Source organism: Streptomyces sp. NPDC005202 (assembly GCF_040608235.1).
In the GTDB taxonomy this organism is placed as follows: domain Bacteria; phylum Actinomycetota; class Actinomycetes; order Streptomycetales; family Streptomycetaceae; genus Streptomyces.
The window spans coordinates 12,302-36,962 of the sequence record NZ_JBEXHW010000027.1 but is presented as its reverse complement, the minus strand read 5'-3'; the positions used below and the strand labels follow the sequence as shown (position 1 = coordinate 36,962).

The window sequence follows — 24,661 nt, the reverse complement described above, 5'->3', positions numbered from 1 at the left end:
TGCCGCTCGGCCTGTCTGCCGTTCGCCTTGTCTGCCGTTCGCCTTGTCTGCCGTTCGGCCGTCTCCCGGGGGCGGGAGCCGCCGGGCGGCGGCTTGCTGGTGCCGGGGTGCCTCACACAGGAAGTGGGCCGCACATGACGAAAACCGGGCCGACGCAGCAGGCACTGACGACTCCGTGGGCCGCCGGGCTGGCAGGGGTTCTCTTCGCGTTGCTGCTCGCGGCGGCGATCATTTTGGTCCGGCTGGGGATTCCGGAGGGAGTCGACGCGGTCACCGCCCAGGGGTTCACCGACTCCGCGCGCCGCAACGCGGTGCAGGCGGCGCTCGCACTCGTGCCGTTCGCCGGAATCTTCTTCCTGTGGTTCATCGGCGTCGTACGGGCCCATGTCGGGGACGCCGAGGACAAGTTCCTGGCCACCGTCTTCCTGGGCAGTGGGCTGGTCTTCGTGGCCACGATGTTCGGGGCGGCCGCGGCGGCCGGGGCCGTGCTGACGACCGCGCACCCGCCCGGTGCCACTCCCGGGCTCCCCACCTGGGACTTCGGCCGCCACTTCGCGTACACGCTGATGACCGGGTACGCGATGCGGATGGCGGCGGTCTTCACGTGTTCGCTGTCGGTGATCGGGCATCGTCTGGGGATCCTGCCGCGGTGGCTCACCCTGCTGGGCGTCCTCACCGCGCTGACGCTGCTGTTCGTCGTGTCGAACGTCCCTTGGGTCGAGCTGGTGTTCCCGGCATGGTCGCTGATCCTCAGCGTCTACATCCTCGTGGTGAGCAGCCGCCGCCCCCGGGCCGGCATCACGGCGGCGTCATGAGGCGGTGCCCGGTGGGATGCCGGCACGGCCTGTCACTCCTTCGGCGGGTCTTGGCGCGCGTGGAGCCCGACGGAACTCCGATGCTGGCGTAGGGGAGATGAACACCGTCCGAGGGCGTCCGCCGAGCGGGTGGTGCCCCAGGACCTGGCCGCCGGAAGGGCGGAGCGCCAATGAGGCTTGTCGTCGATCTCAACAAGTGCCAGGGATACGCGCAGTGCGCGTTTCTCGCGCCGGACGTGTTCGCCATGCACGGCGAGGAGTCGCTCGTCTACAGCCCACGGGCCGAGGAGGAACAGCGGGAGAAGCTGGCGCGTGCCGTCGCGGCCTGCCCGGTGCAGGCGATCACGACGGACGGACTGGACGACGCGGGAGCCGCCCCCGCCGGGGCCGGGCAGGAGACGTCCGATGGCCGGTGAGAAGTTCCACGAGTGGCTCAGCCGCGAGGGCCGGATGGTGATCGTGGGTGCCTCGCTGGCGGGGCTGCGGGCCGCCGAGACGCTGCGCGACGAGGGCTTCGCCGGTTCGCTCACCATGATCGGTGACGAGCCGTACGAGCCGTACGACCGGCCGCCGCTGTCCAAGGCGGTGCTGCTGGGCAAGGCGTCCCCGCACCACACCGAGCTGCCCCGCCGCCGGGAGATCGACGCGACGTGGCGCCTCGGTTCCGCGGCGACCGGTCTCGACATGGCGGCCAGACGGGTGCGCCTGGCCGACGGGGACGAGGTGGAGTACGACCGGCTGCTGATCGCGACCGGCGTCCGCGCCAGACCCTGGCCGAAGGAGTCGGAGGCCCAGCTGGACGGGGTCTTCACGCTGCGGACCCGCGACGACGCGGTGGCCCTGCACCGGCGGATGAGGGCCTCGCCGCGCCGGGTGTTCGTCATCGGCGCCGGGTTCACCGGTTCGGAGATCGCCTCGGCCTGCCGGGACCAGGGCATCGCGGTCACCGTGGCGGAGCGCGCGGGGGCGCCCCTGGTGGGCGCCCTAGGTGGGGTGATCGGCGCGGTGGCCGCGGAGCTGCACCACGACAACGGCGTGGACCTGCGCACCGGCGTCATGGTCACCGCTCTGGAGGGCGACTCGGCGGGCCGGGTGCGGGCGGCCCATCTGTCCGACAGCAGCGTGGTGCAGACGGACGTCGTGGTCGTCTCGCTCGGCGCGACCCGCAACACCGACTGGCTGGCCGGCTCCGGGCTCGGTGCCGGCCCCCGCGGCATCGCCTGCGACGCGGGCTGCCGGGCCTTCGACTACCGGGGCATCGTCACCGACGACATCTACGTCGCCGGCGATGTCGCACGCTCCCCGCACCCGCTGTTCAACTACCAGTTCCTGTCCCTCGAACACTGGGGCAACGCCGTCGCGCAGGCCGAGGTGGCCGCGCACAACATGATCAGCGCCAGTGCCGACCGCCTTCCCCACATGTGGGTGCCCGCCTTCTGGTCGTCGCAGTTCGGCGTGAACATCAAGTCGGTCGGCGTCCCGTCCATGGCCGATCAGATCATGATCACACAGGGGTCGCTCGCCGAGCGCCGGTTCATCGGGGTGTACGGCTACCAGGGCCGCGTCATCGCCGCCGTGAGCTTCGACAACACGCGGTGGCTGGAGTTCTACCAGCGGCTGATCGAGACGGGCGCGCCGTTCCCGTTGGAGTTCCCGACGGTGGACCGCCGGCCAGAGGGCCGGCCGGTCCCGGCCGACTTCCCCGACCCGTCCCTGCCGACCCACGGCCCGACCGTGACCCTCAGCGGTTACTCGCCGGCCGACCGGCGCCTGGTCTTCACCCCGGCCCGCCACTGACCGACGCCCGGCCGTCCGCCCCCGCTCGAGACCTCCTCGGACCTTCACGCCCCAAGGACCCCTCATGACGCAAGCCTCGCTCATGCGCCGGATCACCGATTACGCCAACCGTGCCAACCCGTATCCGCTGTACGAGGAGCTCCGCAAGACCCCGGTGCTGCACGAGGAGGAGGGCGGTCCGTACGTCATCAGTGCGTACTACGACATCCAGAGTCTCCTCCACGACCCGCGGATCAGCTCCGACGCCACCAACCTCGCCGTCGCGGGCGACGACGAGCTCTCGGGGCCGGAGGCCGCAACGGGTCTGCCACCGAGCTTCATCCGGCTCGACCCACCGGAGCACGACCGGCTGCGGCGGATCGCCAACCGTTCCTTCGGCCCGCCGCACCGGGCCCGCCGGATCGACTCCATGCGCGACGAGCTCGCCGAGATCGTCTCCGGCCTGATCGACGGCTTCGGAGACACGCAGCAGATCGACGTGGTCGACCAGTTCGCGTATCCCTTCCCGGTGACCGTCATCTGCCGGCTGCTCGGGGTGCCGCGCGAGGACGAGCCGCGCTTCCGCGCCTGGGTCGACCCGCTCGTCGCCAGCCTGGATCCGGACACGCGCAAGGGAGCCGACGCCGACTTCCAGCGCGCCGCGCAGGAAGCACGGATGCAACTGGGCATGTATCTGGCCGGCCTGGTCGAGCAGCGCACCAAGGAGCCCCGCGACGACATGCTGTCCGACCTGGCGACCAGTCACGGCCCCGATGGCGCCATGTCGATGATGGAAGTGCTCAGTACGGCCGTGCTGCTGCTGATCGCGGGCCACGAGACGACGGTCAACCTCATCACCAACGGCATGCTCACCCTGCTGCGTCACCCGGAGATCCTGCAGAGGCTGCGCGACCATCCCGGTCTGGCCGTCAACATCGTTGAGGAACTGCTGCGTTACGAGCCGCCGGTGCAGCTCGTGCCGCAGCGCACGTGCATCGCGGACGTCGAGCTGCGCAGGGTCACCATTCCGAAGGGGTCGAGAATCTGGCTCGTCCTCGCCGCGGGAAACAGGGACCCGGAGCGCTTCCAGGACCCCGACCGGTTCGACCCGGACCGCAAGGACATCGAGCACCTCGGCTTCGGCAGCGGCATCCACAGCTGTTTCGGCGCGCCGCTGGCCCGACTGGAGACACAGCTCGCGCTGTCCGAACTGGCCCGCCGCCTCGACAACCCCCGCCTGGTGGAGGACCCGCCGCCGTATCGACAGAACGCGGTGCTGCGCGGCCCACGCCATCTGAACGTCGGCATCGACGGGGTGCATCCCTAGTGCGTCGGCGACTGTCGCGACGGAGAGCGCGCACTCGACTACATCAAGGAGTCTTATGGACATATTCGAAAAATCAGACAAAATGGTCTGCGCCCCTGTTGCGACTTCAAGGAGCCGCCCCCGCATGGCGTACGGAGCCCACCACAACCCCACTCCGCCTCCCCACCCCGACCTGAGCCTGGCTCGCGACTGCGACCACTGCCTCGGCTGGGGAACCGTCATCACCCGCGACGGACACCACGAACTGTGCGAAACATGCCAGCCGCAGACCGACGATGACGACCCGCCCCTCCAAGCCCCTGGACCACTGCCGACGCAGGAAGCCGGCCACTCGTCCCCGCATCTCCTCGGATGACGGCAGATGGGCAGCGCCACGCCCGGCAGAACCGGCACCCCACGGACCACGGGTCCGGCACCCAGGCCCGGTCGGTCGCCCGGGCCTGCCCGGAGGGTCGCCGCTTGCCGTGCGGGGCTCGCTGCGCGCGGCGCTGCTCCATACGAGTGGTGCATCCCCCGACATGGTCGTAGCGTCAGTACAGAGCCAGCGCCGGCAGAGGATGGTAGAGCCTCCGGCATCCGCCCGGCGGGCGAGACCCCCGACAAGGGGGCAGTCCGGGAGCGGGGGCGCGGGGCACCACAGGACCGGAATCATGCGGGCGGGAGCGCACATGCGGATACAGACAGTGAGGATGGCGGTCACACTCTGTGCCGCCGCATCGCTCGCAGCAACCCTGGGAGCAGCCTCGGCTGCCCCGACGGTGTCGTCGGCGGCCGCCCACGAGGTGAAACAGCAGGGCAACCCAGTGATCGTCGACTGCTTCTGGCATCCGCAAGAACGCCCCGACGCGTTCATACTCGCCTGCGGTGACGGCAACAGCCGCCTCTCCTCGCTCCACTGGTCGCAATGGGGCGCGGACTCGGCGGTGGCCAAGGGCTTCAACCTCGTCAACGACTGCAAGCCGTACTGCGCGGCAGGCAAGTTCCACTCGTACCCGGTCGTCGTGCGGCTCGACCGTCCGCAGCCGTGGAAGAAGCACCCTCAGCTCGAGCACTACACCCAGATGAGCCTCGTCTACACCAGTGGCCGACCGGACGGCTTCGAGCAAGTGATGACCTACCCGCTCTGGAACTGACCCGGCCGAGACGCCGTCGAACGCACGGCCGGGAGCCGACGTCGCGCGAGCTGAGGAAAAAAATCGCTGGTCACGATGGGCCCCTGTGGCAGGGTGCCGCGCCGTGTCAGACATCGACAGCATCCAGATCATCTCGCTCGCCGAGCGTCCGGCGTTGATCTCCCGACTCCTGAGTTCGCTGAGACCTGGCCGGTCTTCGTTCCGCATGATCCGGTCGCCGGCGCCCTGCTGAGCCGGGTGGCCGAGGAGTTCCCGCACTACTGCGTGGTGGCAACCGTATGACCGCGAGGAGATGCCGGACCAGGGGTGGGACCGTGTGCTGGTGCGGGCGTTCCGGGATCGGCGTCGCGGTCACTCACCCACAACGGCCAGTGCGCTGGAGATATACGCCCCTGCGGAGCCGACGGACCGTCACCTGCCGGTGCTCCAGCCGGACTTCGGCCTGCGGTCCGTCAACCGCAGAGGACCTCGGTGAACCTCTGGGTGTCGATGTTGCCGCCGGAGACGATGACGCCGATTCTGGGCGGGACGCGGTCGAGCCGGTGGGCCAGGAGCGCGGCCAGGGCGCTGGCGCCGCTGGGTTCGAGGACGATCTTCATGCGTTCGAAGGCGAACCGCATGGCGTCGCGGATCTGGTCGTCACCGACCAGCGCGATGCCGTCGACCAGGCGCTGGTTGACGGAGAAGGTGAGTTCACCCGGGACGTCCGCGGCCTGGCCGTCGGCGATGGTGCGGGGCACGGGGACGGAGACGCGTCGGCCGGCTTCCAGGGACCGCTTGGTGTCGTCGCCGTCTTCCGGCTCGACGCCTATGACGCGGAGCCCGGGCAGCAGCCCCTTGGCGGCCGTGGCGCAACCGGCGATCAGGCCGCCGCCCCCGACGGGCACGATCAGGGCGTCCAAGTCGCCTACTTCCTCGATCAGTTCGAGGGCCACCGTTCCCTGCCCGGCGATGACGTGCGGATGCTCGTAGGGGGGTACGAGCGCCAGACCGCGGTCGGCGGCGAGCGCTTCCCCGATGGCCACCCGGTCGCCGGTGTAGCGGTCGTAGGTGACGATCTCCGCTCCGTAGCCTGCCGTCGCCTCCCTCTTGGAGCGAGGTGTGTCCTCCGGCATGACGATAACGGCACTGGTGCCGAGCTCCCGGGCGGCGAGGGCGACGGCCTGCGCGTGGTTGCCGGAGGAGTAGGCGGCGATGCCCTTGGCCAGCTGCTCGGCGGACAGCCGCGAGGCGGCGTTGTACGCCCCGCGGAACTTGAAGGCTCCGATGCGCTGGAAGTTCTCGCACTTGACGAAGACTTCCGCGCCGACCAGCGCGTCCAGGGTGCGCGAGCGCAGCACGGGGGTGCGGTGCGCCACGCCCTTGATGCGTACGGCGGCGTCGCGGACGTCCTCCAGGGTGACGGGCGGGGTGCCGGTCATGCCTGTACTCCCTCCTGGTGGGGGCCGACGGGCACGCTGCCGTCCGCGTCGGGTGCGTCGGTCGGGGTTCTCGCCTTGGCGAGGTAGTTGTAGGCGGAGGCCCGGGAGATGCCGAGGCGTTCGGCGATCTGCTGGGCCGCCCCGCGCACGGCGAAGACACCGCGGTCGTCGAGACTGCGGAACAGCTCCAGGCGTTCCCTGCGGCTGAGTTCGGACCACCGCCTGTGCTGCCGCAGTTGGTGGGCGTCGACGATCGCGTCCACCACGGAGCCGATGTCGTCGCCGAACGTGGTCGTCGGGACCGTGGCGGGACCGCTCGTTCCGGCGAGTTCGCCGATCAGGGCATACGCCTGGTTCGCCACGGTGATGTCGAGGTTGAGGCACAAGGCCCCGAAGGCCGTGCCCGCGGAGTCACGCAGGACCATGGTCGACGACTTCACCAACTTCCCGTCCTGGGTGCGGGTGATGTAGTTCAGTTCGTCGGTTGCCTCGTCGCCGCGGGCGAGGAGGCCCATGCCGATCTCGCTCATCGATCCGCCGACCGTCCGCCCGGTGACCGTGCCGGCGATGGCGACGACGGAGTTCTCCGGTCGGCGGAAGTCGTGGATGACGACTTCGCAGAAGGAGCCCAGGGTTGCGGCGAGGCCGTCGATGACGGGTGTCAGGGCCGCGATGATCGCGTCCGGCTCACTGGCCGCCATCCACCCTCCCAGGACCTCAGGCGAACTGATCTGTACTGAGAATCTAACCCAATGGACAGAAAATCCAAATGGGTTGGACCTGCCGCTCGGCCGTCGCCGCGCCATGTCTTACGGAGGGGTGACGTGGTGGGCGCGGTCGTGCGGTCCGGTGCCGTCGCGGGCCTAGCGTGGGCCACATGCGTGTACTGGTCACCGGCGGTGCCGGGTTCATCGGGTCCCATGTCGTCGAGGCGCTGGCGGCGCGCGGACACGAGCCCGTGGTGTTCGACGTGCGCGAGGACGTGGGTGCGGACGTGCGGAACCCGGAGGCGGTTGCCCGCGCCCTGTCCGGCGTGGACGCCGTGTGCCACCAGGCCGCGATGGTCGGTCTCGGCAACGGAATCGCCGACGCGGCGGAGTACGTATCCCGCAACGACCTCGGCACCGCCGTCCTCCTCACGGCCATGGCGGATGCGGGCGTACGGCGCCTCGTCCTGGCCGGATCGATGGTCGTCTACGGGGAAGGGCGGTACGAGTGCCATCGGCACGGGCCGGTGCGGCCGGGTCCGCGGGCCGTCGCCGATCTGGACGCGGGCCGGTTCGAGCCGACGTGCCCGGCGTGCGGGGAGGAGCTGTCGCCGGGGCTGGTCGGCGAGGACGCCCCGGTCGACCCCCGGAACGTGTACGCCACGACCAAGCTCGCCCAGGAACACCTGGCGGCCGCGTGGGCCCGGTCGACGGGCGGATCGGCGGTGTCACTGCGCTACCACAACGTGTACGGCCCCCGCATGCCCCGCGACACCCCGTATGCCGGGGTCGCCTCCTTCTTCCGCTCCTCGCTCGCCCGCGGCGAGGCTCCGCGCGTCTTCGAGGACGGACGGCAGCGGCGCGACTTCGTGCACGTGCGGGACGTCGCCGCGGCCAACGTCGCGGCGCTGGAGGCCACCACGCCCGAGGGGATGCTCACCGCCTACAACACCGGCAGCGGCGAACCGCACACGGTCGGCGAGATGGCACGGGCGCTGGCCGCCGCGCACGGCGGGCCCGAGCCCGTCGTCACCGGCGAGTACCGCCTGGGCGACGTGCGCCACATCACCGCCGACTCCTCACGGCTGAGGGCCGAGCTGGGCTGGAAGGCCGACGTGGGATTCGAGGAGGGCATGCGGGAGTTCGCGCGCGCCCGGCTCCGCGGCGAGAAGCCGAGCGGGTTCTCCCCGCGGTAGGGGTCGGCGACTGTCCGACGGCTCCCCGTGACTCCCCCGACTCCCCCGGCGTTCATCCCTCGGCCGTGGGCAGTGTCACCTCGAAACGGCAGCCGCCGGGGATGTTGCGCACGGTGGCACGTCCCCGGTGGGCCTCGACGATGCCCCGGACGATGGCGAGACCGAGGCCCGCGCCGCCCGGAGGGGTGCGGGCGTCCGTGCCGCACCAGCCGGTGTCGAAGACGCGTGGCAGGTCCTCATCGGGGATGCCGCCGCAACTGTCGCTGACGGAGAGGACGACCCCCTCGGGTGAGCGTTCGGCGGTGACCGCGACCGTACCGTCGGCGGGCGTGCGGCGGATCGCGTTCACCAGCAGGTTGCCCAGCACGCGGCTCATCTCCTTGCCGTCCACCTCGACGGGCACCGGCTCGATGCGGTCGCCCACGAGGCGCACGCCGAGTTCCTTCGCCAGCGGATCCGCTCCGGCGAGGGCGTCGCCGACCAGGTCGTACAGCGAGATCCGGGAGCAGGTGAGGGCGAGGCTGCCCGCGTGGATGCGGGAGAGCTCGAACAGGTCGCCCACCATGTCGTTCAGTCGCTCGACCTCGGTGCGGATCTGTTTGAGGTAGCGGCCCGGGTCGGCGGCCACCCCGTCCTCCAGTGCCTCCGCCATGGCGCGCAGTCCGGCGAGCGGGGTGCGCAGGTCGTGCGAGATCCAGGCGACGAGTTCACGGCGGGAGGACTCCAGGGCGCGCTCGCGCTCCCGGGACTCGGCGAGCCTGGCGCTGGTCGCGGCCAACTCGCGGCTCAGGGACTCCAGTTCGGCGGTCGCCGGGCCGTCGGGGGCGGCGAAGTCCCCGCCGTCCCCGAACGACCGGGCGGCGCGGGCGAGGGCGCGGCTGCGGGCCACGACCCAGCGGCCCAGCAGCAGTGCGGTGGCCAGGGACACGATCGCGGCCATCGCCACGACCGTGGTGACGACGGACAGGTCGTGCGCGGACAGGAACATCGCCTCCGCCACGGCCAGGGTGCCGGCGAGCATCGCACACACCGCCACGGCGGCCACCACGGCAAGCGACGCGGTGAGCGAGCGCCGCCGGATCAGCCGCAGCACGCCCGCCCCGGCCAGGCCGGTCGCGGCGGCGCCGAGGAAGGCGTACAGGGCGATCAGGAGGGTGTCGCGCACGATCAGCTCCCCTCGCGCCCGGCGGCGTCGAAACGGTACCCCACGCCCCACACGGTCTGGATCAGGCGGGGCCGGGCCGGGTCGTCCTCGACCTTGCCGCGCAGCCGTCGGACGTGGACGGTGACCGTCGACAGGTCACCGAAGTCCCAGCCCCACACCTCGCGCATCAGGTCCTCGCGGCTGAAGGCTCGGCCCGGGTGGCGCAGGAAGAAGGCGAGCAGGTCGAACTCGCGGAGCGTAAGGGCGAGTTCGGCGCCGTCCTTGGTGGCGCGCCGGGCGGCCGGGTCGACGGCCAGGCCGGCCGCGCCCAGCGGGTGCGGAGCGGTGACGGGCCGCGTACGGCGCAGCACCGACTCCACACGCAGGACGAGTTCGCGGGGGCTGAACGGTTTGGTGACGTAGTCGTCGGCGCCGACCTCGAGGCCCAGGATCCGGTCGTCCTCGTCGCCGCGGGCGGTGAGCATGATGACCGGTACAGGTCCGTGCCCGCGCATCCGACGGCACACTTCCAGGCCGTCCATGCCCGGCAGCATCAGGTCGAGCACCACCAGGTCCGGCCAGTGCGCGGCGGCCCGGGTGAGCGCCGTCGGCCCGTCCTCGGCCCGGTCCACGACGTAGCCGGCGCGGTTCAGATAGCCGGAGACGACCTCGGCGACGGTGGGGTCGTCGTCCACGACCAGGACACGAGCGGCTCCGGCCGGCCGGTTCTCGGCGGGCGCTGCCTGCATGGGTTCGTACGGCTGCTGCATGCGTCCAGCGTGGCACCGCGCCCCGGTCCGTGCCGCCGCCGAGAGCTCCCGCGGCCCCGACGTCCGTGTTTCGTAAGGAGCCGAAGCCCGATATGCGCCATTCGCGTTCGTAGGGTGAACGCCGTGACGACCTCTCCCACATCATCGGACGTCGACGTGGTGCTCCCCTGCCTGAACGAGGCCGCGGCCCTGCCCTGGGTGCTCGCCCGCATCCCGGACGGCTGGCGCGCCCTCGTCGTGGACAACGGCTCCACCGACGGCTCGGCCGAGCTGGCGCGGGCCCGGGGCGCGACCGTCGTGAACGAGCCGCGCCGCGGGTTCGGCGCCGCCTGCCACGCGGGACTGACCGCCGCCACCGCCGACATCGTCTGCTTCTGCGACTGCGACGCCTCCCTCGACCCGTCGCTGCTGGTGCCCTTCGTCCGCGAGGTGCACGCCGGTGCAGCCGACCTGGTGCTCGGCCGGCGGCGTCCGCAGAGCCGGGGCGCCTGGCCCGCGCACGCCCGGGCCGGCAACCTCGTGCTCGCCCGGATGCTGCGCCGCCGCACGGGCCTGCCCCTGCACGACCTCGGTCCCCTGCGCGCCGCCCGGCGCGAACCGCTGCTCGCCCTCGGCCTCACCGACCGCCGCAGCGGCTATCCGCTGCAGATGGTCGTGCGTGCCGCCGACGCCGGCTGGCGCATCAGCGAGCACGACGTGCCGTACCTGCCGCGCGCCGGCGCGTCCAAGGTGACGGGCACCTGGCGCGGGACCTGGCAGGCGGTACGGGACATGAGCCGGGTGCTGGCCGAACCGGCCCCGCAGACCACAGGAGGAGGAATCCCTCGGTGACCACGCTGCTCGTCATCGCCAAGGAGCCGCGGCCAGGGAGGGTGAAGACCCGGCTGACGCCACCGTTCACCCCACGGGAGGCGGCGTCGCTCGCCGAGGCGGCGCTCACGGACACCCTGCACACCGTGGCCGCGACTCCCGCCTCGCGGCGCGTCCTCGTCCTCGACGGCACGATCGGCCCCTGGCTTCCGCCCGGCTTCGACGTCATGCCGCAGTGCACGGGCGGGCTGGACGAACGGCTGGCCGCGGCCTTCGCCGGATGCGACGGCCCGGCGCTGCTGATCGGGATGGACACACCGCAGGTGACAGCGGAACAGCTCACCGTGGACTTCGCCGACTGCGACGCGTATTTCGGCCCGGCCGAGGACGGCGGCTTCTGGGCCCTGGGACTGGCCGAACCCGATCCCTCCCTCCTGCGGGGCGTGCCCATGTCGACGGCCGTGACGGGTGCCGTCCAGCGGGACCGGCTCGTCGCCGCGGGCCTGCGCGTGCGCGACCTGCCGCGCCTTCGCGACGTCGACACCGCAGCCGACGCCCGGGCCGTCGCCGCCTGCGCTCCGCACGGCCGGTTCGCCGCGCGGCTCGCCCGGCTCACGGCGGTCACCGGCCCATGAGCACCGCACACGAGATCGCGCCACCAAACACGCCGGGACAGCCCACGGGGACCACCGCGCCCGCCTGGGCCGCCGCCGAGCCCTACTCCGCCGCCCTGCGCACCGGCCACGGCCCGCTCTTCCTGCGCCGGGCCGACGGGTGGCTGCTGCCGCTGGAGGTGGAACGGTGGTGCGCGGACGCCGACGCGGTGGACCTGGAGGTGCTGGGCCGGTGCGAGGGCGCCGTGCTCGACGTCGGGTGCGGGCCGGGACGGCTGGTCGCGGCGCTCGCAGCGCAGGGGCGGCACGTCCTGGGCATCGACGTCAGCGAGGCCGCCGTGGCGCACACGATGAGGCTCGGCGGCCCCGCGCTGCGCCGATCCGTCTTCGAGCCGGTTCCCGGCCAGGGCCGCTGGGACACCGCACTCCTCATGGACGGCAACGTCGGCATCGGCGGCGACCCGCGCGCCCTGCTCCGCCGGCTGGCCCGGCTCCTGCGCCCCGGCGGTCTGCTGATCGCCGAGACTGCGCCGGTGGACGTCGACGAACGCGTCCGCGTCCAGGTCGTCCAGGTCGTCCACGTCACTGACGCGCGGGGCGCCGCGGGCAGCCCGTTCCCCTGGGCGCGGCTCGGTACTCCGGCCCTGCTCCGGCACGCGGAACGGGCGGGCTGGCGGGCCGTCGATCAGTGGACGGCGGGCGGGCGGTCCTTCGTCGCCCTGCGCAGCCGCAGCACGAAGAGCAGCGCCGAGCCGCCGAAGAGCACGGCGGTGATCAGCAGCCAGCGGGCGAGGAAGCCGTCCGTCGACAGCCCGGCGGCCAACCGGTAGGGCCGGTCCATTTGACCGCTGATCAGCGGGAACCACAACAGGAGCAGCAGGCCGGACAGGGCCGCCGGGACACGGACGTACAGGGCCCGCTCCCGGTGGCCGACCGTGCCGAGCGCCCGTACGACCGCGCGGTCGGCCGCCGCGTACAGCGGCAGCAGCACCAGGTCGTGCAGCAGCGCCGCCCCCACGAACCACAGCGCCACCTGGAACCAGTCGCCCGCGAGCAGCCGCACACCCGCGTATGCGGCCAATGCGAACGAGCAGGCGAGCAGCAGCAGCTGCAGGGGGCTGCCGATCGGGATCCGACGCATCATCACAGGTCTCCGAAGGTCATCCGGGCCACCCACTTGGTGTTGAGCACACCGGGCGCCGCGGGCACGATGACGCGGGCCGGGTAGCCGTGGTCCGGGGTGAGGTCCTCGCCGTTGGCGTACAGGGCGAGCAGGGAACGCGGGTCGGCCACCTGGTTGGCGCGCAGCGCGGCCCGGCGGAAGGCACCGTGCCGTTGGAGGGACTCCACGAGGACGTCGGGTGCGTCGTCGTACCCGACGAGTGCTGCGAGGTCCCGCAGCCGGACCCCGCGCCACCACTGGTCCGAGGTGGACCAGCCCTCCACACAGGCGATGGGCAGCGCCGAGCTGTGCAAGGGGAGCCGGAGCAGGTCGGCCCGGCTGAGCCGGACGGTGCCGGTGCGACCGGTGACGACCAGCCGCCACGCCTCCTCGTTCGTCTCCGCCGCGGTGATCCGCGCGTACGCGGCCGTCTTGTTGATCTGGAAGCCGCCCGGACCGCTGCCGGGCTCCGCCCCGCCGTGAGGCGTGAGTACGGCGGTCTGCCGCAGCGGCCCGTCGAAGCTGCGGCCGGCGTTGGTGACGAACAGCAGCAGCGAGCCGCCGCCGACCAGCCACAGCGCCCCGCGGCGCGAGACGGTGGACGGGTCGGGTCGGGATGATACCAGCTCCCCTTCCTCCCGCGGTGCCGCCGGCTCTCCGCCCTCCCGCATACGGCGCACGTTCCGCACCGCCGCGGGCACCTTCAGGACGGCGTGGACGACGAAGGCGGCGAAGAAGACCCAGGCGCCGTAGAAGTGCAGCGGGTAGAAGGAGCCGGGAAAGACGTAGTCGAGCTGGACGTTGAGCACACCGGTGGTGAACTCGAACAGTCCGCCCCCGACCAGCAGCAACAGCGAGATCCGCTCCAGAGCGTGTGCGAGGGACCGGGCCGGGGGCAGCGCGAACAGCTTGGGCACGACCGACCACAGCTTGGCCAGCAGAACGGGGATCAGGGTGATGCCGAGCGTGACGTGGACGCCCTGCGTGAGCCGGTACAGCCAGTGCGGATGCGTCGGCCAGGCGAAGAGGTAGAAGCCGAGGACGCCCTTGTCGGGGGTCTGGTCGTTCACCGGCGACAGGTTCGGGTTGTAGGCGGCGTACGAGACCAGCCCCGTCACGAACAGCACGCTGATGCCGACGAGCAGGACGAGACCCAGCACCGAGGTGAACCAGGGGCCGCGCAGCGGACTGCGCCAGAAGCCGGGCGAGGTGGGGAGCCGTTGATCGCGCATGCCTCGACCGTAGGCCGCGATCCGCCCGAGAAAGGGTGCGCAACCCATGACGAAACGCTGACGTCCAGCCGGTGTACCAGCCCGTTCGCCGCCCTGCGGCCTAGCGTGCCCGTGTGACCCGCCCTCTCCTCCGCGACCTGTGCGCCGCCGCGGCCGCCGCCCTGCTCGTCCTGGCGGCCGTCCTGGTCGGCCGCCACATCCAGCTCGCCCACCACACGCTGTTCGTCCACTGGCCTCCGTTGTTCGCCGACTGGGACCCGCACGTGGGACCGGGCACATCCGCTGCCGTGCTGGTGGCGGTTGCCATGGTGGCGTACGGACCGCTTCTCGCGGTGCGGCTGCCGTGGCGGGCGCTGCTCGCCACCGCCTGGGGCACGGCCATGGCGTGGACCTGGTCCCTCGCGCTCGTCGACGGCTGGCACCAGGGGGTGGCCATCCGGCTGACCACCACCAACGAGTACCTCCGGGTCATCGACCGCTTCCACGACATCCCGGCCACGCTGCGGGATTTCACCCACCACATCGTGGCCGGGTCCCCCGCCCCCTGGCCCGCCCACATCGCCGGTCATCCCCCGGCCGCGACGCTCACCTTTGTCCTGCTCGACCGGGTCGGCCTGCGCGGCGGAGGCTGGGCCGGCGCCTGGTGCATCACCGTCGGCGCCACGGCGTGCGTGGCCGTGCTGGTGACGGTGCGGGTGCTGGCCGGGGAGCGCCTGGCACGCCGGGCGGCACCCTTTCTGGTGTTGGCGCCGGCCGCGGTATGGGTGGGCGCCTCCGCCGACGGCTACTTCGCGGCCGTGGCCGCCTGGTCGGTGGCGCTGCTCGCGCTCGCGGTGACGGGACGGGCGGGGTTCGGCCTGCGGGGAACGGCCGCCTTCGGCTCGGGGCTGCTGTTCGGCCTGACCTGCTACCTCTCGTACGGCCTGACGCTGTTCGCGCTGATCGCCGCGGGCGTCCTGCTGCTCGGGCGGGGCGGGCCGGGCCGGCCCGAGTCCCCTCAACGGCCCCGGTCCGCGTGTACCCGCAGCGACGCGCGGACCGGGCGCCATGCGGCCCGCGTGCTTCCCTTCCTCCTCGCCGGGCTGGCCGTGGTCCCGCTGCTGTTCACCCTCGCCGGCTTCGACTGGTGGGAGGCGTACCGCCTGCTGGTCACGCGCTACTACCAAGGGGTCGGCGGGACCCGGCCCTACGGCTACTGGGTGTGGGCCAACCTCGCGTGCACCGTGCTCATCGTCGGCCTCGCCACGGCGGCCGGCCTGCAACGGGCCGGCCGGGCGCTCGTCCGCGAACGCGCCGACGTACGCGCCCGGCCGGTGACGGCACCGGCCGGCGACGGGCCGGCCGCCGAGGTACGGCTCGCCCTGCTCGTCTGCTGCGCTCTGCTCGCCCTCCTCGTCGCCGACCTGTCCGGCATGAGCAAGGCGGAGACGGAACGCATCTGGCTGCCCTTCGCCATGTGGCTGCTTCCGGCGTGCGCCTTCCTGACCCACCCCCGTGTCTGGCTCACCGCCCAGGCGGTGCTCGCCCTTCTCCTCAACCACCTGCTGCTCACCGGCTGGTGACGAATTCGTCAGAGCACGCCAGAGCACGCCGTTGTCCCGCCCGGCCGAACCCGTCCCGCCGAGGAATCACCTCCCGCGAACACCACCGCGATGCCCCCGGTCCGGCTTCTCTCTGCGACTCATGTCCATGGCCCAACGGCAGGGCCACAGCCACCGTGCGCTCATGCGGTGCTCATAGGAACTCAGGTTCCCCGAGGTGCCTTTGTCACCAGGTCACGGAGCATCGCTCCGCACGGCGGGGCAGCGACCCCTCACACGCCAGGAACAACCGGCTCCACTCATCCGTACTATCTGTGCACCACGGCACCAAGGAACGGCACCAAGGAAAGGCCGACCCATGTCCGAGAGCACGACTCCCGCCACCGAGCTGACATCTCACTACATCGCCCAGGTGGCCAGTGACCTCGAAGCGAACGTCAAGGAGCAGGAACGCATCAGCGCGGAGATCGCCACGCTGCAGGAGCAGTTGGTCACCCTGCAGCACGACCACACCGTGCTGGTGAACATGCAACAGGCACTGGGCATCGCACCGACGCCCGCGCGGCCCGCGGCCGAGCCCGCACCCGCCGCGGTGCCCGGCCCGCGCAAGAAGGGCTCTGCTCAACGGGGCAGCGGTCAGCGGGCCCGGACGCAGAAGTCCACCACCGCGCAGGCAGACGGCACGGCCACGAAGCAGGCGGCCACGAAGCAGGCGGCCAGGAAGCGCGCGGGCAAGGCCGTGGCGACGCAGTCCGCTCAGTCCGCGCAATCGGCGCAGTCGGCGCAGCCCACGCTGGTCGAACTCGTCCGCAGTCACCTCTCCGAGCAGAGCGAACCTCGCTCGGCGGCGGAAATCGCCACCGCACTCTGCCAGGCCCATCCCGACCGCGGTATCAAGACCACCGTCGTGCGCACCACGCTGGAAGGACTCGTGGCCAAGAACCGCGCCCAGCGCACCAAGCAGGGCACCTCTGTCTTCTACACCGCCCCCGAGGCGACGGCACAGCCTGAGGCAGCGGCAGAGCCCGAGGCCGAGGCACAACCTGAACAGGCCGACAGTTGAGGCGTGCCGTGTCCTGCCGCGCTCTGTTTGGCCGCCGCCGCGCGAGAACCCGGGGTCTGTCCAGCACATCGGCACAGACCCAAGGGAGTGCCTCGGATGCAGTCAGTGACCAAAGGCCTGCTGGCCGGGGCAGCGGGTACCATCGCACTGAACCTGGCCACCTAGGGCGACATGCTGCTGCGCGGCCGGTCGTCCAGCGACATGCCGGTGCAGATCGCGGAGCGTCTCGCCGACCACACCGGCGTGGAGTTGGGTGATGGGGAAACCAAGTCCAACCGTCAACAAGCTGCCGGTGCGCTCCTTGAATACGTCACCGGCCTCGGCGTCGGAGCGGCGTACGGGGTGCTCGGGCGCCGAGGCACGCCCCTGCCGACGTGGGCGGCCGGGCCGCTCGGAGCGGCGGCCATGGCGGGCAGCGACGTCCCCGCCACCGCCCTTCGGGTGACCGATCCCACCTCGTGGGATGTGACGTCATGGGCGTCCGACCTGCTGCCGCATCTGGTCCATGGCCTCACCACCGCCTCCGGTGTTCCAGGCGCGGCGCCGGGCAGGTGCTGGTGCAGCCGGGCGACACTGTCCTCCACCCGCTCGGCAGTGCGGCCGTTGATGCCCACTCGGGCAGCGGCGCGGGCGAGGCCGACGGCGATCGCCTCGCCGATGCCCTGCGTCGAGCCGGTGACCAGAGCCGTGCGGGGGCCGCGGCCTTTCAGATCGATCTGCATGCCGTTCAACCCTTTCTGTGCGTGGGTTGGCTCGAGTAGGGGTCTGAGGAACTTCCGTGTCAGATCGTGCGCAAAGCCTTCTCCGGGCTGCTTGGTGCTTTGACCTGGGGTGATTGCGCGTCGCAGCCTTCGCGGGTCGTTGTTGTCGACATTCGGAGGGCTGTTGTGGCGGTCGAGTTCCTGTCGGATGAGCAGGCGGCCCGGTATGGGGCGTTTCACGGGGCGCCGTCTCGTGCCGAGTTGGAGCGGTACTTCTTCCTGGACGACGCGGATCGGGACGCGGTGCAGGCCAAGCGGCGTGCGCACAACCGGCTCGGGTACGCGGTCCAGTTGACGAGCGTGCGGTACCTGGGCCGGTTCATGCCGGACCCGCGGCAGGTGCCGGCGCTGGCGGCCGAAGTATCTGGCCGAGCAGTTGGAACTCGCGGACCCGTCGTGTCTGAAGCTGTAGGGCGAGCGGGACGGAACGGTCCGCACCCATGCCGGGGAGATCCAGGAGGCCGGGGGCTGGCGGGACTAGCCGAGGTGCGCGAAGAGCTGAGCGCGTGGCTGGACGCGCGGGCCTGGACGACCGGCGACGGGCCGAAGGCGCTGTTCGACGCGGCGGCCGGGTGGCTGCGTGAGCGCCGGGTGCTGCTGCCCGGGGCAGGCCGTCTGGCCCGGCTGGTGGGCACCGTGCGGAAGGCAGCGAACCAGCGGCTGTGGGACACCCTGTAGGGGCTGCTGAACGTCGGTCAGCGGGCGGTGCTGGACTCGCTGCTGACCGTCCCGCCTGGCGAGCGGGTATCGGAGCTGGACCGGCTGCGGCGCGGTCCGGTGCGGGTGTCGGGCCCGCAGATGAAGTGGGCGCTTCAGCGTGCGGAGGAGATCGCCGACCTCGGGATGGGTGATCTGGACGTCTCGGCGATCCCTCCGCGGCGGCGGGCGGAGCTTTCCCGGTATGGCGCTTTCCCGGTATGGCGTGGACGGCAAGGCGTCGCTCCTGCGCCGGCACAGCAATTCCCGGCGTCTGGCGACGCTGCTGGCCACCACCGTTCACCTGACAACCCGGGCGGTCGATGACGCGCTGGACCTGCTGGAGGTACTGATCGCGACGAAGCTGCTGGCCAAGGCCGAGCGGGAGACGGTCAAGGAGAAGATGAAGACTCTGCCGAGGGTGGAGAGGGTCCGAGCAGGTTGACACCGACACCGGGGAGATCAGCGGCCCGAAGGTCGAGAGCTTCGAGGCGATGTGGGAGCGGATCGAGGCGGTGGTGCCGCGCCACGAGCTGGCCGCCGCGATCGCCGCGCTGTTCGAGCTGACGCCGCCGCTGGACTCCGACGCCGACGAGGCATGGCGGGCGATGCTGGTGGGCCGGTTCGGCACGGTGCGGCCGTTCCTCAAGCTCCTCGTGAAGGTCGTGGACTTCGGCGCCACCCCCCGGAAGGGCTTCCGGTCCTCAACGCGCTGACGTCGCTGCCGGACCTCATGGGGCGCTCAAAGCCCAGGCCAACCTCGAGGAGGGTCGTCACGCACCGGAAGATCTTCCACGGCAGGGCCGGGCAGCTCTACCAGCGCTACCAGGACGGCATGGAGGACCAGATCGGCGTGCTCGGCCTGGTCCTGAACGCGCTGGTGCTGTTCAACACGAGGTACATGGACGCCGCAGTAACCCAGCTGCGCGCGGACGGGTTCAACGTCCGCGATGAAGATGTGACCCGCCTGTCGCCGTTCGTGCGGCACCACATCAACATTTATCTGGACGAATTTGCGTATGCGGGACCGGCCCAACTTCAGATGCCCTTGATCGAGACCGGCTCCGACACCTACCGCCTTCAGGTCACCGAGCCGAGCGTTGGGACGACGGGTCGAGGGCAGACCGGGCCGCTCGTTCTGGTGCAATTCGGTCGTGACGCCCCGCGGTCACGGACCTGACCGGTCCACGGCGTCTCGCTGATCTTCGAGGTGGACAGTCAGGTCGGGCCAGTGCTCGGACCACCGCGCCAGATCACCCGCGGTCAACGACCACCGCGAACGCAGAGCTTTGTCCGGCAGGAAGCGGACGCAGGTCCCCGTGGTCCCGTCGGCCTCGACGGGCTCCAGGTCGGTCACCGGGATGCCACGCGCATAACGCTGGCTCCAGGATCCGTTGAGACGGCGGTTGGTATGAATCAGCCACTCGCTAAGCGCTGCGACGACGGACATACCGCGACGTGGATGTCCGTCCGGAAGCGGTTCCGCCTCCGGGAGGTCGAAGAAGCGAAGATCCTTCGTGGCCATGACCGGCTTCTTCACCACCCGGCCGTGCTCGTCGACCCGAGTGTCGGTGCCCCGCCCGTCATCCTTCACCGACACGGAGCCGTCAGTATGTAGCGTGACCACGCACCGTCCACCGCCCCGGCTCGCTGCCTCATCAGCGGCATAAGCAACGACCTCAAGAACAAGGTGTCCCGGCCCGCCCGGAGCGAACTGTGCGGGTTCCTGGCGGATCTGAGTGAGATGGCCCGCGTCGACGATGCCGGCCCAGTCATGCGTGGTGTTGACCTAAGAGGCCCTTGATCCATCCATCTGACAAGTATCCGTCGGGGGCTCTCGCTCAGGCCGCCGAACCAACTGCTCAGCAGTGATCGTCAGGGCCGGGATCGGCGCTCTCTCCGAGATCGGCGAGGAGTCCACGGATCCGGTCGGCGATGGCGTTGTGCCGCTCGACTTCGCGGGGCCAGCCGCGCTCGATGGCGTCCTGGGCCAGTTGCTGCTCGCGGGCAAGCCGGGATCGCAGACGCGGGGCGTACTCAGTGGTGGTGAGGAACTTCGAGCAACGGAGATAGAGATCGCACTCACAGGGCCCTTCAGCGGGTGCCCGCAGGCAGTGGCCGAGTTCGAGTTCGGTCTTGAAGAAGTTGGTCTTGAGCCAGTTCAGGGTGTCCTCGCCGATCCGGCTGGTCAGGAGTTCCTCTGCGGCCGGGCCTGCGATCCGTCCGCCGCCGGCGATGACTTTCTCGTACTGCTCCTTCAGGACGGGGTCGCTGATGTGGGAGTAGGTGGCCGACATCTGTGCGTTGCGGTGCCCGAGGATCGCCATGATGGTCTGGATCTGGGCGCCGCCTTCGGCGAGCTGAGTGCCGACCGTGTGGCGAAACCGGTGGGCGGTCACGGTGGGATTTCCGTCGCCGTCGACGAGCCCGGCCTTGCGGCAGGCGATCTCCAGGGCGTCCGCATAGAGGAAGTGCCGGCCCATCGGCTTGCCCCGCCGCATGAATACGTAGCGGACCGACCGCTGGGCCCATGCGTCGTGGCGGGCTGCGGCGTTCGCGGCCTTGGCCGCGTCGATCAGCTCGCGCAGAGCGTCCGCCGCCTGGGGATGCAGCGGGACCATGCGCTCGGTGTAGGTCTTGCCGACCGGGATCCGCAGCCGCGGATAGCCGTCGGGGTAGGCGTCCAGGCAGTCCAGGGTCAGCCGTGCGATCTCGCCGCGCCGGGCACCGCTCCAGCGCAGCAGAAGCAGAGCGGCTCGTTGGTGCGGGTCTTCGAGTTCTTCGACCGCTTCCATGAGGCGGTCCAGCTCGGCCCGGGGGATGAACCGCGGCAGTGCGGAAGGGAGTTTGGGCATGTCCGAGCGGCCGAGCAAGGGCCGGCCCGGGACGTCGCTCCAGCCCCACTGGCTGGTCTCGCGGAAGAACTGAAGCAGCGGGCTGAGGTAGGTGTAGCGGGACCGTGCCGTCAGTGGCCGTCCGGTGCGGGCGTTGGTGTGCTCGTGCAGGTGGGCCATGAAGCCCTCGATGTGCCGACGCTCCAGCTGGGTCATCGCGTTGATGTCGGGGTGGGCCTGGGCGAGCCAGCGCAGGAAGTAGCGGAAGGCGTCGCGTGAGTGGCGGACAGACTCCGCGCGGTCGCTGGTCTGCAACCGTCCCGACAGCCAGCGCGTCACCGGGGCGGCGAGCGTCGGCGGCGTCTCGGGAGGGGTGAGTTCGGTCCGCCAGAGTTCGGCGGTCTTCAGGCCGTGGAACGGCGGCTCGGGGACCTGTCCGATGTTGAACAGCAGCACATGGACGCCGTGCAGCCTGGTCAGGCACGCCTTCTGGTAGATCTCAGCGAGCTGGTTCATGGGCAGGCGGCGGCGTGCGTTGGAGACATGGCTGGCCCGTACGAACCCGGCCTCTGGCCGGGCGCAGTAGCGCTTGATCTCTTCGGCGAGAGTGGTAAGGTCGTCGAGCCGGATCGCGCGCAGGTCAGGGTCTCCTCTCATCAGGAGAAGGCGGTTGAACGTCCAGGTGAGGACGGACCGGCCGCTGACAGGCGCATAGCCGAGCTGGAGCATGCGGGCGGAGAGCGAATCGAGCAGATCCAGGTCCAGCCCGAGGCTGGCGGCGACCTTGGGGACGAACAGGCTGTCGAAATTCCGACTGAGGACGTAGTCGGCGTCCAGCCTGAGACCGTGCACCAGCGAGAGGTAGGCGAGGTAGGGGCCTGCCTCGTGGGATGGCCCGATGCGTTTGCCTGGCTCATGCGCGACGCGTCCGTGCAGGTCCAGGCGGACCAGAAGGGGCTCGGCGAACCAGTCCTCCAAGTCCGGCCAGTGCTTGAGGAAGCGGTTGTAGAAGTAGCGGCGGGACTTGATCGACGCCGGAGCATCGGCGAACGTCGCTCGGACCCAGGCGAAGTACTCCTCCCTCGTTGCGTGGCACCGGCGGCGGTCCAATTCCAGGGCGGGTGCCAGAGTCAGCGCGGTCACCTGTTGCCCTCCAGCGCGCGGGTGTAGTCGGCCAGCACAGCCTCGTCGGAGACCCGGGTATAAACCTTCGTCGACTCCGGCGATGCGTGCCCCAACCGCTTCTGCAGCGACAACTCCCGCATCCCGCCCTCCCACATCGCCGTGGCGTGAGTAGCGCGTGCGGCGTGGTCTCCGGCGTGCGCAGGCCGAGCTTGTCCAGCCGCCGCGCGAACAGCCGCACCACCGCGTCGTAGCCCAGCGGCTCCAGACGGCGGGTGCCCTTCCCTCCGACCAGGAACACGAACGGGCTGGTCGCGTCGAGGGGACGCTCGTGCATCACATAGCGGCTGACCGCCTCCAGGGTGCGGGGCTCGTGCAGGTCCACGACCCGTTCGGTGCGGGACTTGCCGCGGACCCCGCGCGGGTGGTCGTCGCGCTTGCGGACCATCATCCGGCGGCGGCCATAAGAGATGTCGTCCACGTGCAGCGACAGCACCTCACCCGGCCGCAGCCCGCCGTCCAGCATCAGCAGGAACACCGCCAGGTCCCGCAGCCGCTTCAGGCTGCCGATGAACTGCTGCAGCACCGCCTCGTCCACCGGGCGTGGCAGTCGCCGCGGCTGCTTGACCGTCACCGTGCGACGCATCGGCTGCTGACGGCTGGCGCGGCCCATGAGCGGCTGATGCCGGTCCGGCACCCGGGCCAGTGCCGGGTCGAGACGCTTCTGCATCGGGGAGTCGCCGTCGTACTCCTCGGCGACCACCGCCCAGTCGTAGAAGCTGGAGACGGCAGCCAAGATCCGGTTCACCGTTGCCGGCGCGAGCAGACTGCCCGGTGTCTCCGGACCGCCGACCACGACCGTCAGGCCGAGCCGCTGGGCCGGCCGACGCGAGGGCGCCCGCCGCAGGAACGCCAGCAGCCGCAAGGCATCCGGGCCCCGGAACTCGCGCCAGTCCATGCCCTCGGCAACGAGGAAGGTGAACAGGCGCCGCAGGTCGTACGCGTACGCGCAGATCGTGTGCGGCGAGAAGCCCCGGTCGACCAGATGATCCAGGAACCGGCAGGCCGCCGCGATCGGTTCACCGTCACCGTCGACCAACCGAACTCGCCGTACGACGCCGCCGTCGCGTTCTTTGACCACCCGCACACTGGCCTCCCCAAGCCTGCACTCGGATAGCCCAACGAGACCTCCGCCTCCACCGCCACGGCGCCGGTTCAGGCGTCACTCGAAGGTGTCCAGATAAGGAGATGCTCGGCCGGTATTCCTTCCAGCTTCCCGAGCTGCCTGACGGGATGCGGCCTCTGCGCGTTCCCGAGGAGGCCGACGAACCGTAGGAAGGTGGGCAGTGAGACACAGATTCGGCGGCGGTGTCTCACTGGCCTGGGTGTCAGTAGTGGCTGTTCATGGCGGTACGCACCTCGGCGAGGGTGGCATCAGCCACGGCTCTGGCTCGCTCGTTGCCCTCCCGCAGGATCTGGCGGAGGTAGGCGCGGTCCTGCGCATACTCGGTTCGGCGGGCCCGGATCGGAGCCAGGTACTCGTTGACCGCCTCGGTCACGGTCTTCTTCAGCGCGGCGGCTCCCGCGGAACCGATGTCGGCGGCAACCTCCTCGGGAGTTCGGTTCTGGCAGAGGGCTGCCAGCAGCAGAAGCGAGGACACCTCCGGGCGAGTGGCCGGGTCGTAGGTGATGTGGCGCTCGGAGTCGGTCTTGGCCCCCTTGATCAGGCGGGCGCTCTCGTCGGCGCCGACGGCCAGGGTGATGGCATTGCCCCGGCTCTTGCTCATCTTGGTGCCGTCCGTGCCGAGCAGGAGCGGCGCGCTCGACAGCAGGGCATCGGGCTGGGGGAACACAGCGGTGCCAGCGCCGTAGCGGTCGTTGAAGCGGCGGGCGATGGTCCGGGTCAGTTCCAGGTGGGGGAGCTGGTCCTGCCCGACCGGGACCAGGTTGGCCTTGCAGAAGAGGATGTCGGCGGCCTGGTGGGCGGGGTAGGTGAACATCAGCCCACTGACGGAGGACTGCCGCGAGTGAGCAATCTCATCCTTGACCGTGGGATTGCGGCTGAGCTCGGCAGTGGAGACAAGGCTGAGGAAGGGCAGCAGCAACTGGTTGAGGGCGGGAACGGCGCTGTGCGTGAAGATCGTGCTGCGTGCCGGGTCCACGCCAATGGCGAGGTAGTCCAGCACGAGCTCCTCGACGTGCCCGGTCAGGTTGTCCGCTAGGTCGCGGTCGGTCAGGACCTGGAAATCCGCGATGATCACGAACATCTCCACCCCGAGGTCCTGGAGACGCACCCGGTTGTGGAGCGTGCCGAAGTAGTGCCCCAGATGCAGCTGTCCGGTGGGGCGGTCGCCGGTCAGCACGCGGAACTGCCCCGGGTCTTTACGGATCAGCTCTTCCAGTTTCGTGCTGCGAGCCTGCGCGGCAGACATCCCGAGGGTGTCGGTAGGGGAGTCGGAGGCGAGGGTCTCGGGTCCTGCGGTGTGGAGGGTGGTGTTCATGAGTGTCTCCTGGTGGGTCGGTATCGCCGTCAGGAC

The 24,661-nt window shown here is 70.8% G+C and carries 24 protein-coding genes and 2 pseudogenes; 16 read left to right on the top strand and 10 right to left on the bottom strand.

Features of this window, described 5'->3' with window-relative positions; translation table 11 throughout:
* Positions 1-134 precede the first annotated feature (134 nt).
* From ABZV31_RS28915 to ABZV31_RS28890, 6 genes are all read left to right on the top strand, one after another.
* Positions 135-815, top strand: coding sequence for a hypothetical protein (locus ABZV31_RS28915; protein WP_355899571.1), 681 nt, complete (start codon positions 135-137; stop codon positions 813-815).
* Positions 816-985: 170 nt separating this feature from the next.
* Positions 986-1,231: a ferredoxin gene (locus tag ABZV31_RS28910; RefSeq protein ID WP_355899569.1), complete on the top strand. Its 246-nt coding sequence runs from the start codon at positions 986-988 to the stop codon at positions 1,229-1,231.
* Positions 1,221-2,612, top strand: coding sequence for an FAD-dependent oxidoreductase (locus ABZV31_RS28905; protein WP_355899567.1), 1,392 nt, complete (start codon positions 1,221-1,223; stop codon positions 2,610-2,612). Before ABZV31_RS28910 ends, ABZV31_RS28905 begins: the two co-directional genes overlap by 11 nt.
* Positions 2,613-2,676: 64 nt before the next feature.
* Positions 2,677-3,918 (top strand): cytochrome P450, encoded by a 1,242-nt coding sequence (locus tag ABZV31_RS28900; protein WP_355899566.1) that lies wholly within the window; start codon positions 2,677-2,679, stop codon positions 3,916-3,918.
* Positions 3,919-4,042: 124 nt separating this feature from the next.
* On the top strand, positions 4,043-4,273 hold the full coding sequence (locus tag ABZV31_RS28895) for a hypothetical protein (RefSeq protein WP_355899564.1): 231 nt from the start codon (positions 4,043-4,045) through the stop codon (positions 4,271-4,273).
* Positions 4,274-4,607: 334 nt separating this feature from the next.
* Entirely contained in the window at positions 4,608-5,051 is a 444-nt protein-coding gene (locus tag ABZV31_RS28890) for a hypothetical protein (protein ID WP_355899563.1), read from the top strand.
* Between the two features lie 452 nt (positions 5,052-5,503).
* Here ABZV31_RS28890 and ABZV31_RS28885 read toward each other — a convergent pair whose 3' ends face one another.
* Together ABZV31_RS28885 and ABZV31_RS28880 are read right to left on the bottom strand one after the other, a co-directional pair.
* Entirely contained in the window at positions 5,504-6,472 is a 969-nt protein-coding gene (locus tag ABZV31_RS28885) for a pyridoxal-phosphate dependent enzyme (protein ID WP_355899561.1), read from the bottom strand.
* Positions 6,469-7,173: a PAS domain-containing protein gene (locus ABZV31_RS28880; RefSeq protein WP_355899559.1), complete on the bottom strand. Its 705-nt coding sequence runs from the start codon at positions 7,171-7,173 to the stop codon at positions 6,469-6,471. Before ABZV31_RS28880 ends, ABZV31_RS28885 begins: the two co-directional genes overlap by 4 nt.
* Positions 7,174-7,349: 176 nt before the next feature.
* Between ABZV31_RS28880 and ABZV31_RS28875 the strand changes: the two genes are divergently transcribed.
* Complete coding sequence (locus tag ABZV31_RS28875) at positions 7,350-8,375, top strand: NAD-dependent epimerase/dehydratase family protein (protein ID WP_355899557.1); 1,026 nt, start codon at positions 7,350-7,352, stop codon at positions 8,373-8,375.
* Between the two features lie 52 nt (positions 8,376-8,427).
* Here the strand turns inward: ABZV31_RS28875 and ABZV31_RS28870 are convergent, their stop codons facing one another.
* Positions 8,428-9,540, bottom strand: a complete 1,113-nt coding sequence (locus ABZV31_RS28870) for a HAMP domain-containing sensor histidine kinase (protein WP_355899556.1) — start codon at positions 9,538-9,540, stop codon at positions 8,428-8,430.
* A gap of 2 nt (positions 9,541-9,542) precedes the next feature.
* Positions 9,543-10,289, bottom strand: a complete 747-nt coding sequence (locus ABZV31_RS28865) for a response regulator transcription factor (protein ID WP_355899554.1) — start codon at positions 10,287-10,289, stop codon at positions 9,543-9,545.
* A gap of 114 nt (positions 10,290-10,403) precedes the next feature.
* Here ABZV31_RS28865 and ABZV31_RS28860 point away from each other — a divergent pair, with 114 nt between their 5' ends.
* Genes ABZV31_RS28860 through ABZV31_RS28850 form a run of 3 tightly spaced genes read left to right on the top strand, consistent with a single transcriptional unit; the run spans position 10,404 to position 12,543 of the window.
* Positions 10,404-11,120 (top strand): glycosyltransferase family 2 protein, encoded by a 717-nt coding sequence (locus ABZV31_RS28860; protein WP_355899552.1) that lies wholly within the window; start codon positions 10,404-10,406, stop codon positions 11,118-11,120.
* Positions 11,117-11,734: a DUF2064 domain-containing protein gene (locus ABZV31_RS28855; RefSeq protein ID WP_355899550.1), complete on the top strand. Its 618-nt coding sequence runs from the start codon at positions 11,117-11,119 to the stop codon at positions 11,732-11,734. Before ABZV31_RS28860 ends, ABZV31_RS28855 begins: the two co-directional genes overlap by 4 nt.
* Positions 11,731-12,543: a class I SAM-dependent methyltransferase gene (locus tag ABZV31_RS28850; protein WP_355899548.1), complete on the top strand. Its 813-nt coding sequence runs from the start codon at positions 11,731-11,733 to the stop codon at positions 12,541-12,543. Before ABZV31_RS28855 ends, ABZV31_RS28850 begins: the two co-directional genes overlap by 4 nt.
* A 313-nt stretch (positions 12,544-12,856) precedes the next feature.
* Here ABZV31_RS28850 and ABZV31_RS28845 read toward each other — a convergent pair whose 3' ends face one another.
* The gene (locus ABZV31_RS28845; RefSeq protein ID WP_355899547.1) at positions 12,857-14,107 is read right to left on the bottom strand and encodes a molybdopterin-dependent oxidoreductase; all 1,251 of its coding nucleotides are present in this window, start codon (positions 14,105-14,107) and stop codon (positions 12,857-12,859) included.
* A 113-nt stretch (positions 14,108-14,220) separates the two neighbouring features.
* On the opposite strand from ABZV31_RS28845, the gene ABZV31_RS28840 reads away from it, so the two are divergent.
* A complete protein-coding gene (locus ABZV31_RS28840) occupies positions 14,221-15,669 on the top strand; it encodes a hypothetical protein (protein WP_355899545.1) in 1,449 nt (482 codons plus the stop codon).
* A gap of 337 nt (positions 15,670-16,006) precedes the next feature.
* Complete coding sequence (locus ABZV31_RS28835) at positions 16,007-16,711, top strand: hypothetical protein (protein ID WP_355899543.1); 705 nt, start codon at positions 16,007-16,009, stop codon at positions 16,709-16,711.
* 539 nt (positions 16,712-17,250) lie between these two features.
* Here ABZV31_RS28835 and ABZV31_RS28830 read toward each other — a convergent pair.
* Positions 17,251-17,433 (bottom strand): annotated as a pseudogene (locus ABZV31_RS28830) (SDR family NAD(P)-dependent oxidoreductase); the annotation flags it as partial.
* A gap of 66 nt (positions 17,434-17,499) precedes the next feature.
* Between ABZV31_RS28830 and ABZV31_RS28825 the strand changes: the two are divergent.
* The 4 genes from ABZV31_RS28825 (at position 17,500) to ABZV31_RS28810 (ending at position 19,348) form a co-directional block, all read left to right on the top strand.
* The gene (locus ABZV31_RS28825) at positions 17,500-18,150 is read left to right on the top strand and encodes a DUF4158 domain-containing protein (RefSeq protein ID WP_355899541.1); all 651 of its coding nucleotides are present in this window, start codon (positions 17,500-17,502) and stop codon (positions 18,148-18,150) included.
* 223 nt (positions 18,151-18,373) lie between these two features.
* A complete protein-coding gene (locus tag ABZV31_RS28820) occupies positions 18,374-18,613 on the top strand; it encodes a hypothetical protein (protein ID WP_355899539.1) in 240 nt (79 codons plus the stop codon).
* A gap of 49 nt (positions 18,614-18,662) precedes the next feature.
* On the top strand, positions 18,663-18,884 hold the full coding sequence (locus ABZV31_RS28815) for a hypothetical protein (protein ID WP_355899537.1): 222 nt from the start codon (positions 18,663-18,665) through the stop codon (positions 18,882-18,884).
* 17 nt (positions 18,885-18,901) lie between these two features.
* Positions 18,902-19,348: a Tn3 family transposase gene (locus ABZV31_RS28810; protein ID WP_355899535.1), complete on the top strand. Its 447-nt coding sequence runs from the start codon at positions 18,902-18,904 to the stop codon at positions 19,346-19,348.
* On the opposite strand, the gene ABZV31_RS28805 is transcribed toward ABZV31_RS28810, so the two are convergent.
* The 4 genes and pseudogenes from ABZV31_RS28805 to trpS all read right to left on the bottom strand — a co-directional run bounded on the left by ABZV31_RS28805 (position 19,337) and on the right by trpS (position 24,556).
* Positions 19,337-19,768, bottom strand: coding sequence for a hypothetical protein (locus ABZV31_RS28805; RefSeq protein ID WP_355899533.1), 432 nt, complete (start codon positions 19,766-19,768; stop codon positions 19,337-19,339). The genes ABZV31_RS28810 and ABZV31_RS28805 overlap by 12 nt on opposite strands.
* Positions 19,769-20,030: 262 nt before the next feature.
* Complete coding sequence (locus tag ABZV31_RS28800) at positions 20,031-22,145, bottom strand: site-specific integrase (protein ID WP_355899531.1); 2,115 nt, start codon at positions 22,143-22,145, stop codon at positions 20,031-20,033.
* Positions 22,142-23,265, bottom strand: a pseudogene (locus tag ABZV31_RS28795) (tyrosine-type recombinase/integrase). Before ABZV31_RS28795 ends, ABZV31_RS28800 begins: the two are co-directional and overlap by 4 nt.
* A 247-nt stretch (positions 23,266-23,512) precedes the next feature.
* Positions 23,513-24,556, bottom strand: coding sequence for a tryptophan--tRNA ligase (trpS, locus tag ABZV31_RS28790; protein WP_355899675.1), 1,044 nt, complete (start codon positions 24,554-24,556; stop codon positions 23,513-23,515).
* Between the last annotated feature and the right edge of the window lie 105 nt (positions 24,557-24,661).

Excerpts from the sequence above, each read along its gene's own strand:
- ABZV31_RS28915 (WP_355899571.1), top strand. The coding sequence starts at position 135 with ATGACGAAAACCGGGCCGACGCAGCAGGCACTGACGACTCCGTGGGCC.
- ABZV31_RS28910 (WP_355899569.1), top strand. The coding sequence starts at position 986 with ATGAGGCTTGTCGTCGATCTCAACAAGTGCCAGGGATACGCGCAGTGC.
- ABZV31_RS28905 (WP_355899567.1), top strand. The coding sequence starts at position 1,221 with ATGGCCGGTGAGAAGTTCCACGAGTGGCTCAGCCGCGAGGGCCGGATG.
- ABZV31_RS28900 (WP_355899566.1), top strand. The coding sequence starts at position 2,677 with ATGACGCAAGCCTCGCTCATGCGCCGGATCACCGATTACGCCAACCGT.
- ABZV31_RS28895 (WP_355899564.1), top strand. The coding sequence starts at position 4,043 with ATGGCGTACGGAGCCCACCACAACCCCACTCCGCCTCCCCACCCCGAC.
- ABZV31_RS28890 (WP_355899563.1), top strand. The coding sequence starts at position 4,608 with ATGGCGGTCACACTCTGTGCCGCCGCATCGCTCGCAGCAACCCTGGGA.
- ABZV31_RS28885 (WP_355899561.1), bottom strand. The coding sequence starts at position 6,472 with ATGACCGGCACCCCGCCCGTCACCCTGGAGGACGTCCGCGACGCCGCC.
- ABZV31_RS28880 (WP_355899559.1), bottom strand. The coding sequence starts at position 7,173 with ATGGCGGCCAGTGAGCCGGACGCGATCATCGCGGCCCTGACACCCGTC.
- ABZV31_RS28875 (WP_355899557.1), top strand. The coding sequence starts at position 7,350 with ATGCGTGTACTGGTCACCGGCGGTGCCGGGTTCATCGGGTCCCATGTC.
- ABZV31_RS28865 (WP_355899554.1), bottom strand. The coding sequence starts at position 10,289 with ATGCAGCAGCCGTACGAACCCATGCAGGCAGCGCCCGCCGAGAACCGG.
- ABZV31_RS28850 (WP_355899548.1), top strand. The coding sequence starts at position 11,731 with ATGAGCACCGCACACGAGATCGCGCCACCAAACACGCCGGGACAGCCC.
- ABZV31_RS28845 (WP_355899547.1), bottom strand. The coding sequence starts at position 14,107 with ATGCGCGATCAACGGCTCCCCACCTCGCCCGGCTTCTGGCGCAGTCCG.
- ABZV31_RS28835 (WP_355899543.1), top strand. The coding sequence starts at position 16,007 with ATGTCCGAGAGCACGACTCCCGCCACCGAGCTGACATCTCACTACATC.
- ABZV31_RS28820 (WP_355899539.1), top strand. The coding sequence starts at position 18,374 with ATGGCGCTTTCCCGGTATGGCGTGGACGGCAAGGCGTCGCTCCTGCGC.
- ABZV31_RS28815 (WP_355899537.1), top strand. The coding sequence starts at position 18,663 with ATGTGGGAGCGGATCGAGGCGGTGGTGCCGCGCCACGAGCTGGCCGCC.
- ABZV31_RS28810 (WP_355899535.1), top strand. The coding sequence starts at position 18,902 with ATGGGGCGCTCAAAGCCCAGGCCAACCTCGAGGAGGGTCGTCACGCAC.
- trpS (WP_355899675.1), bottom strand. The coding sequence starts at position 24,556 with ATGTCTGCCGCGCAGGCTCGCAGCACGAAACTGGAAGAGCTGATCCGT.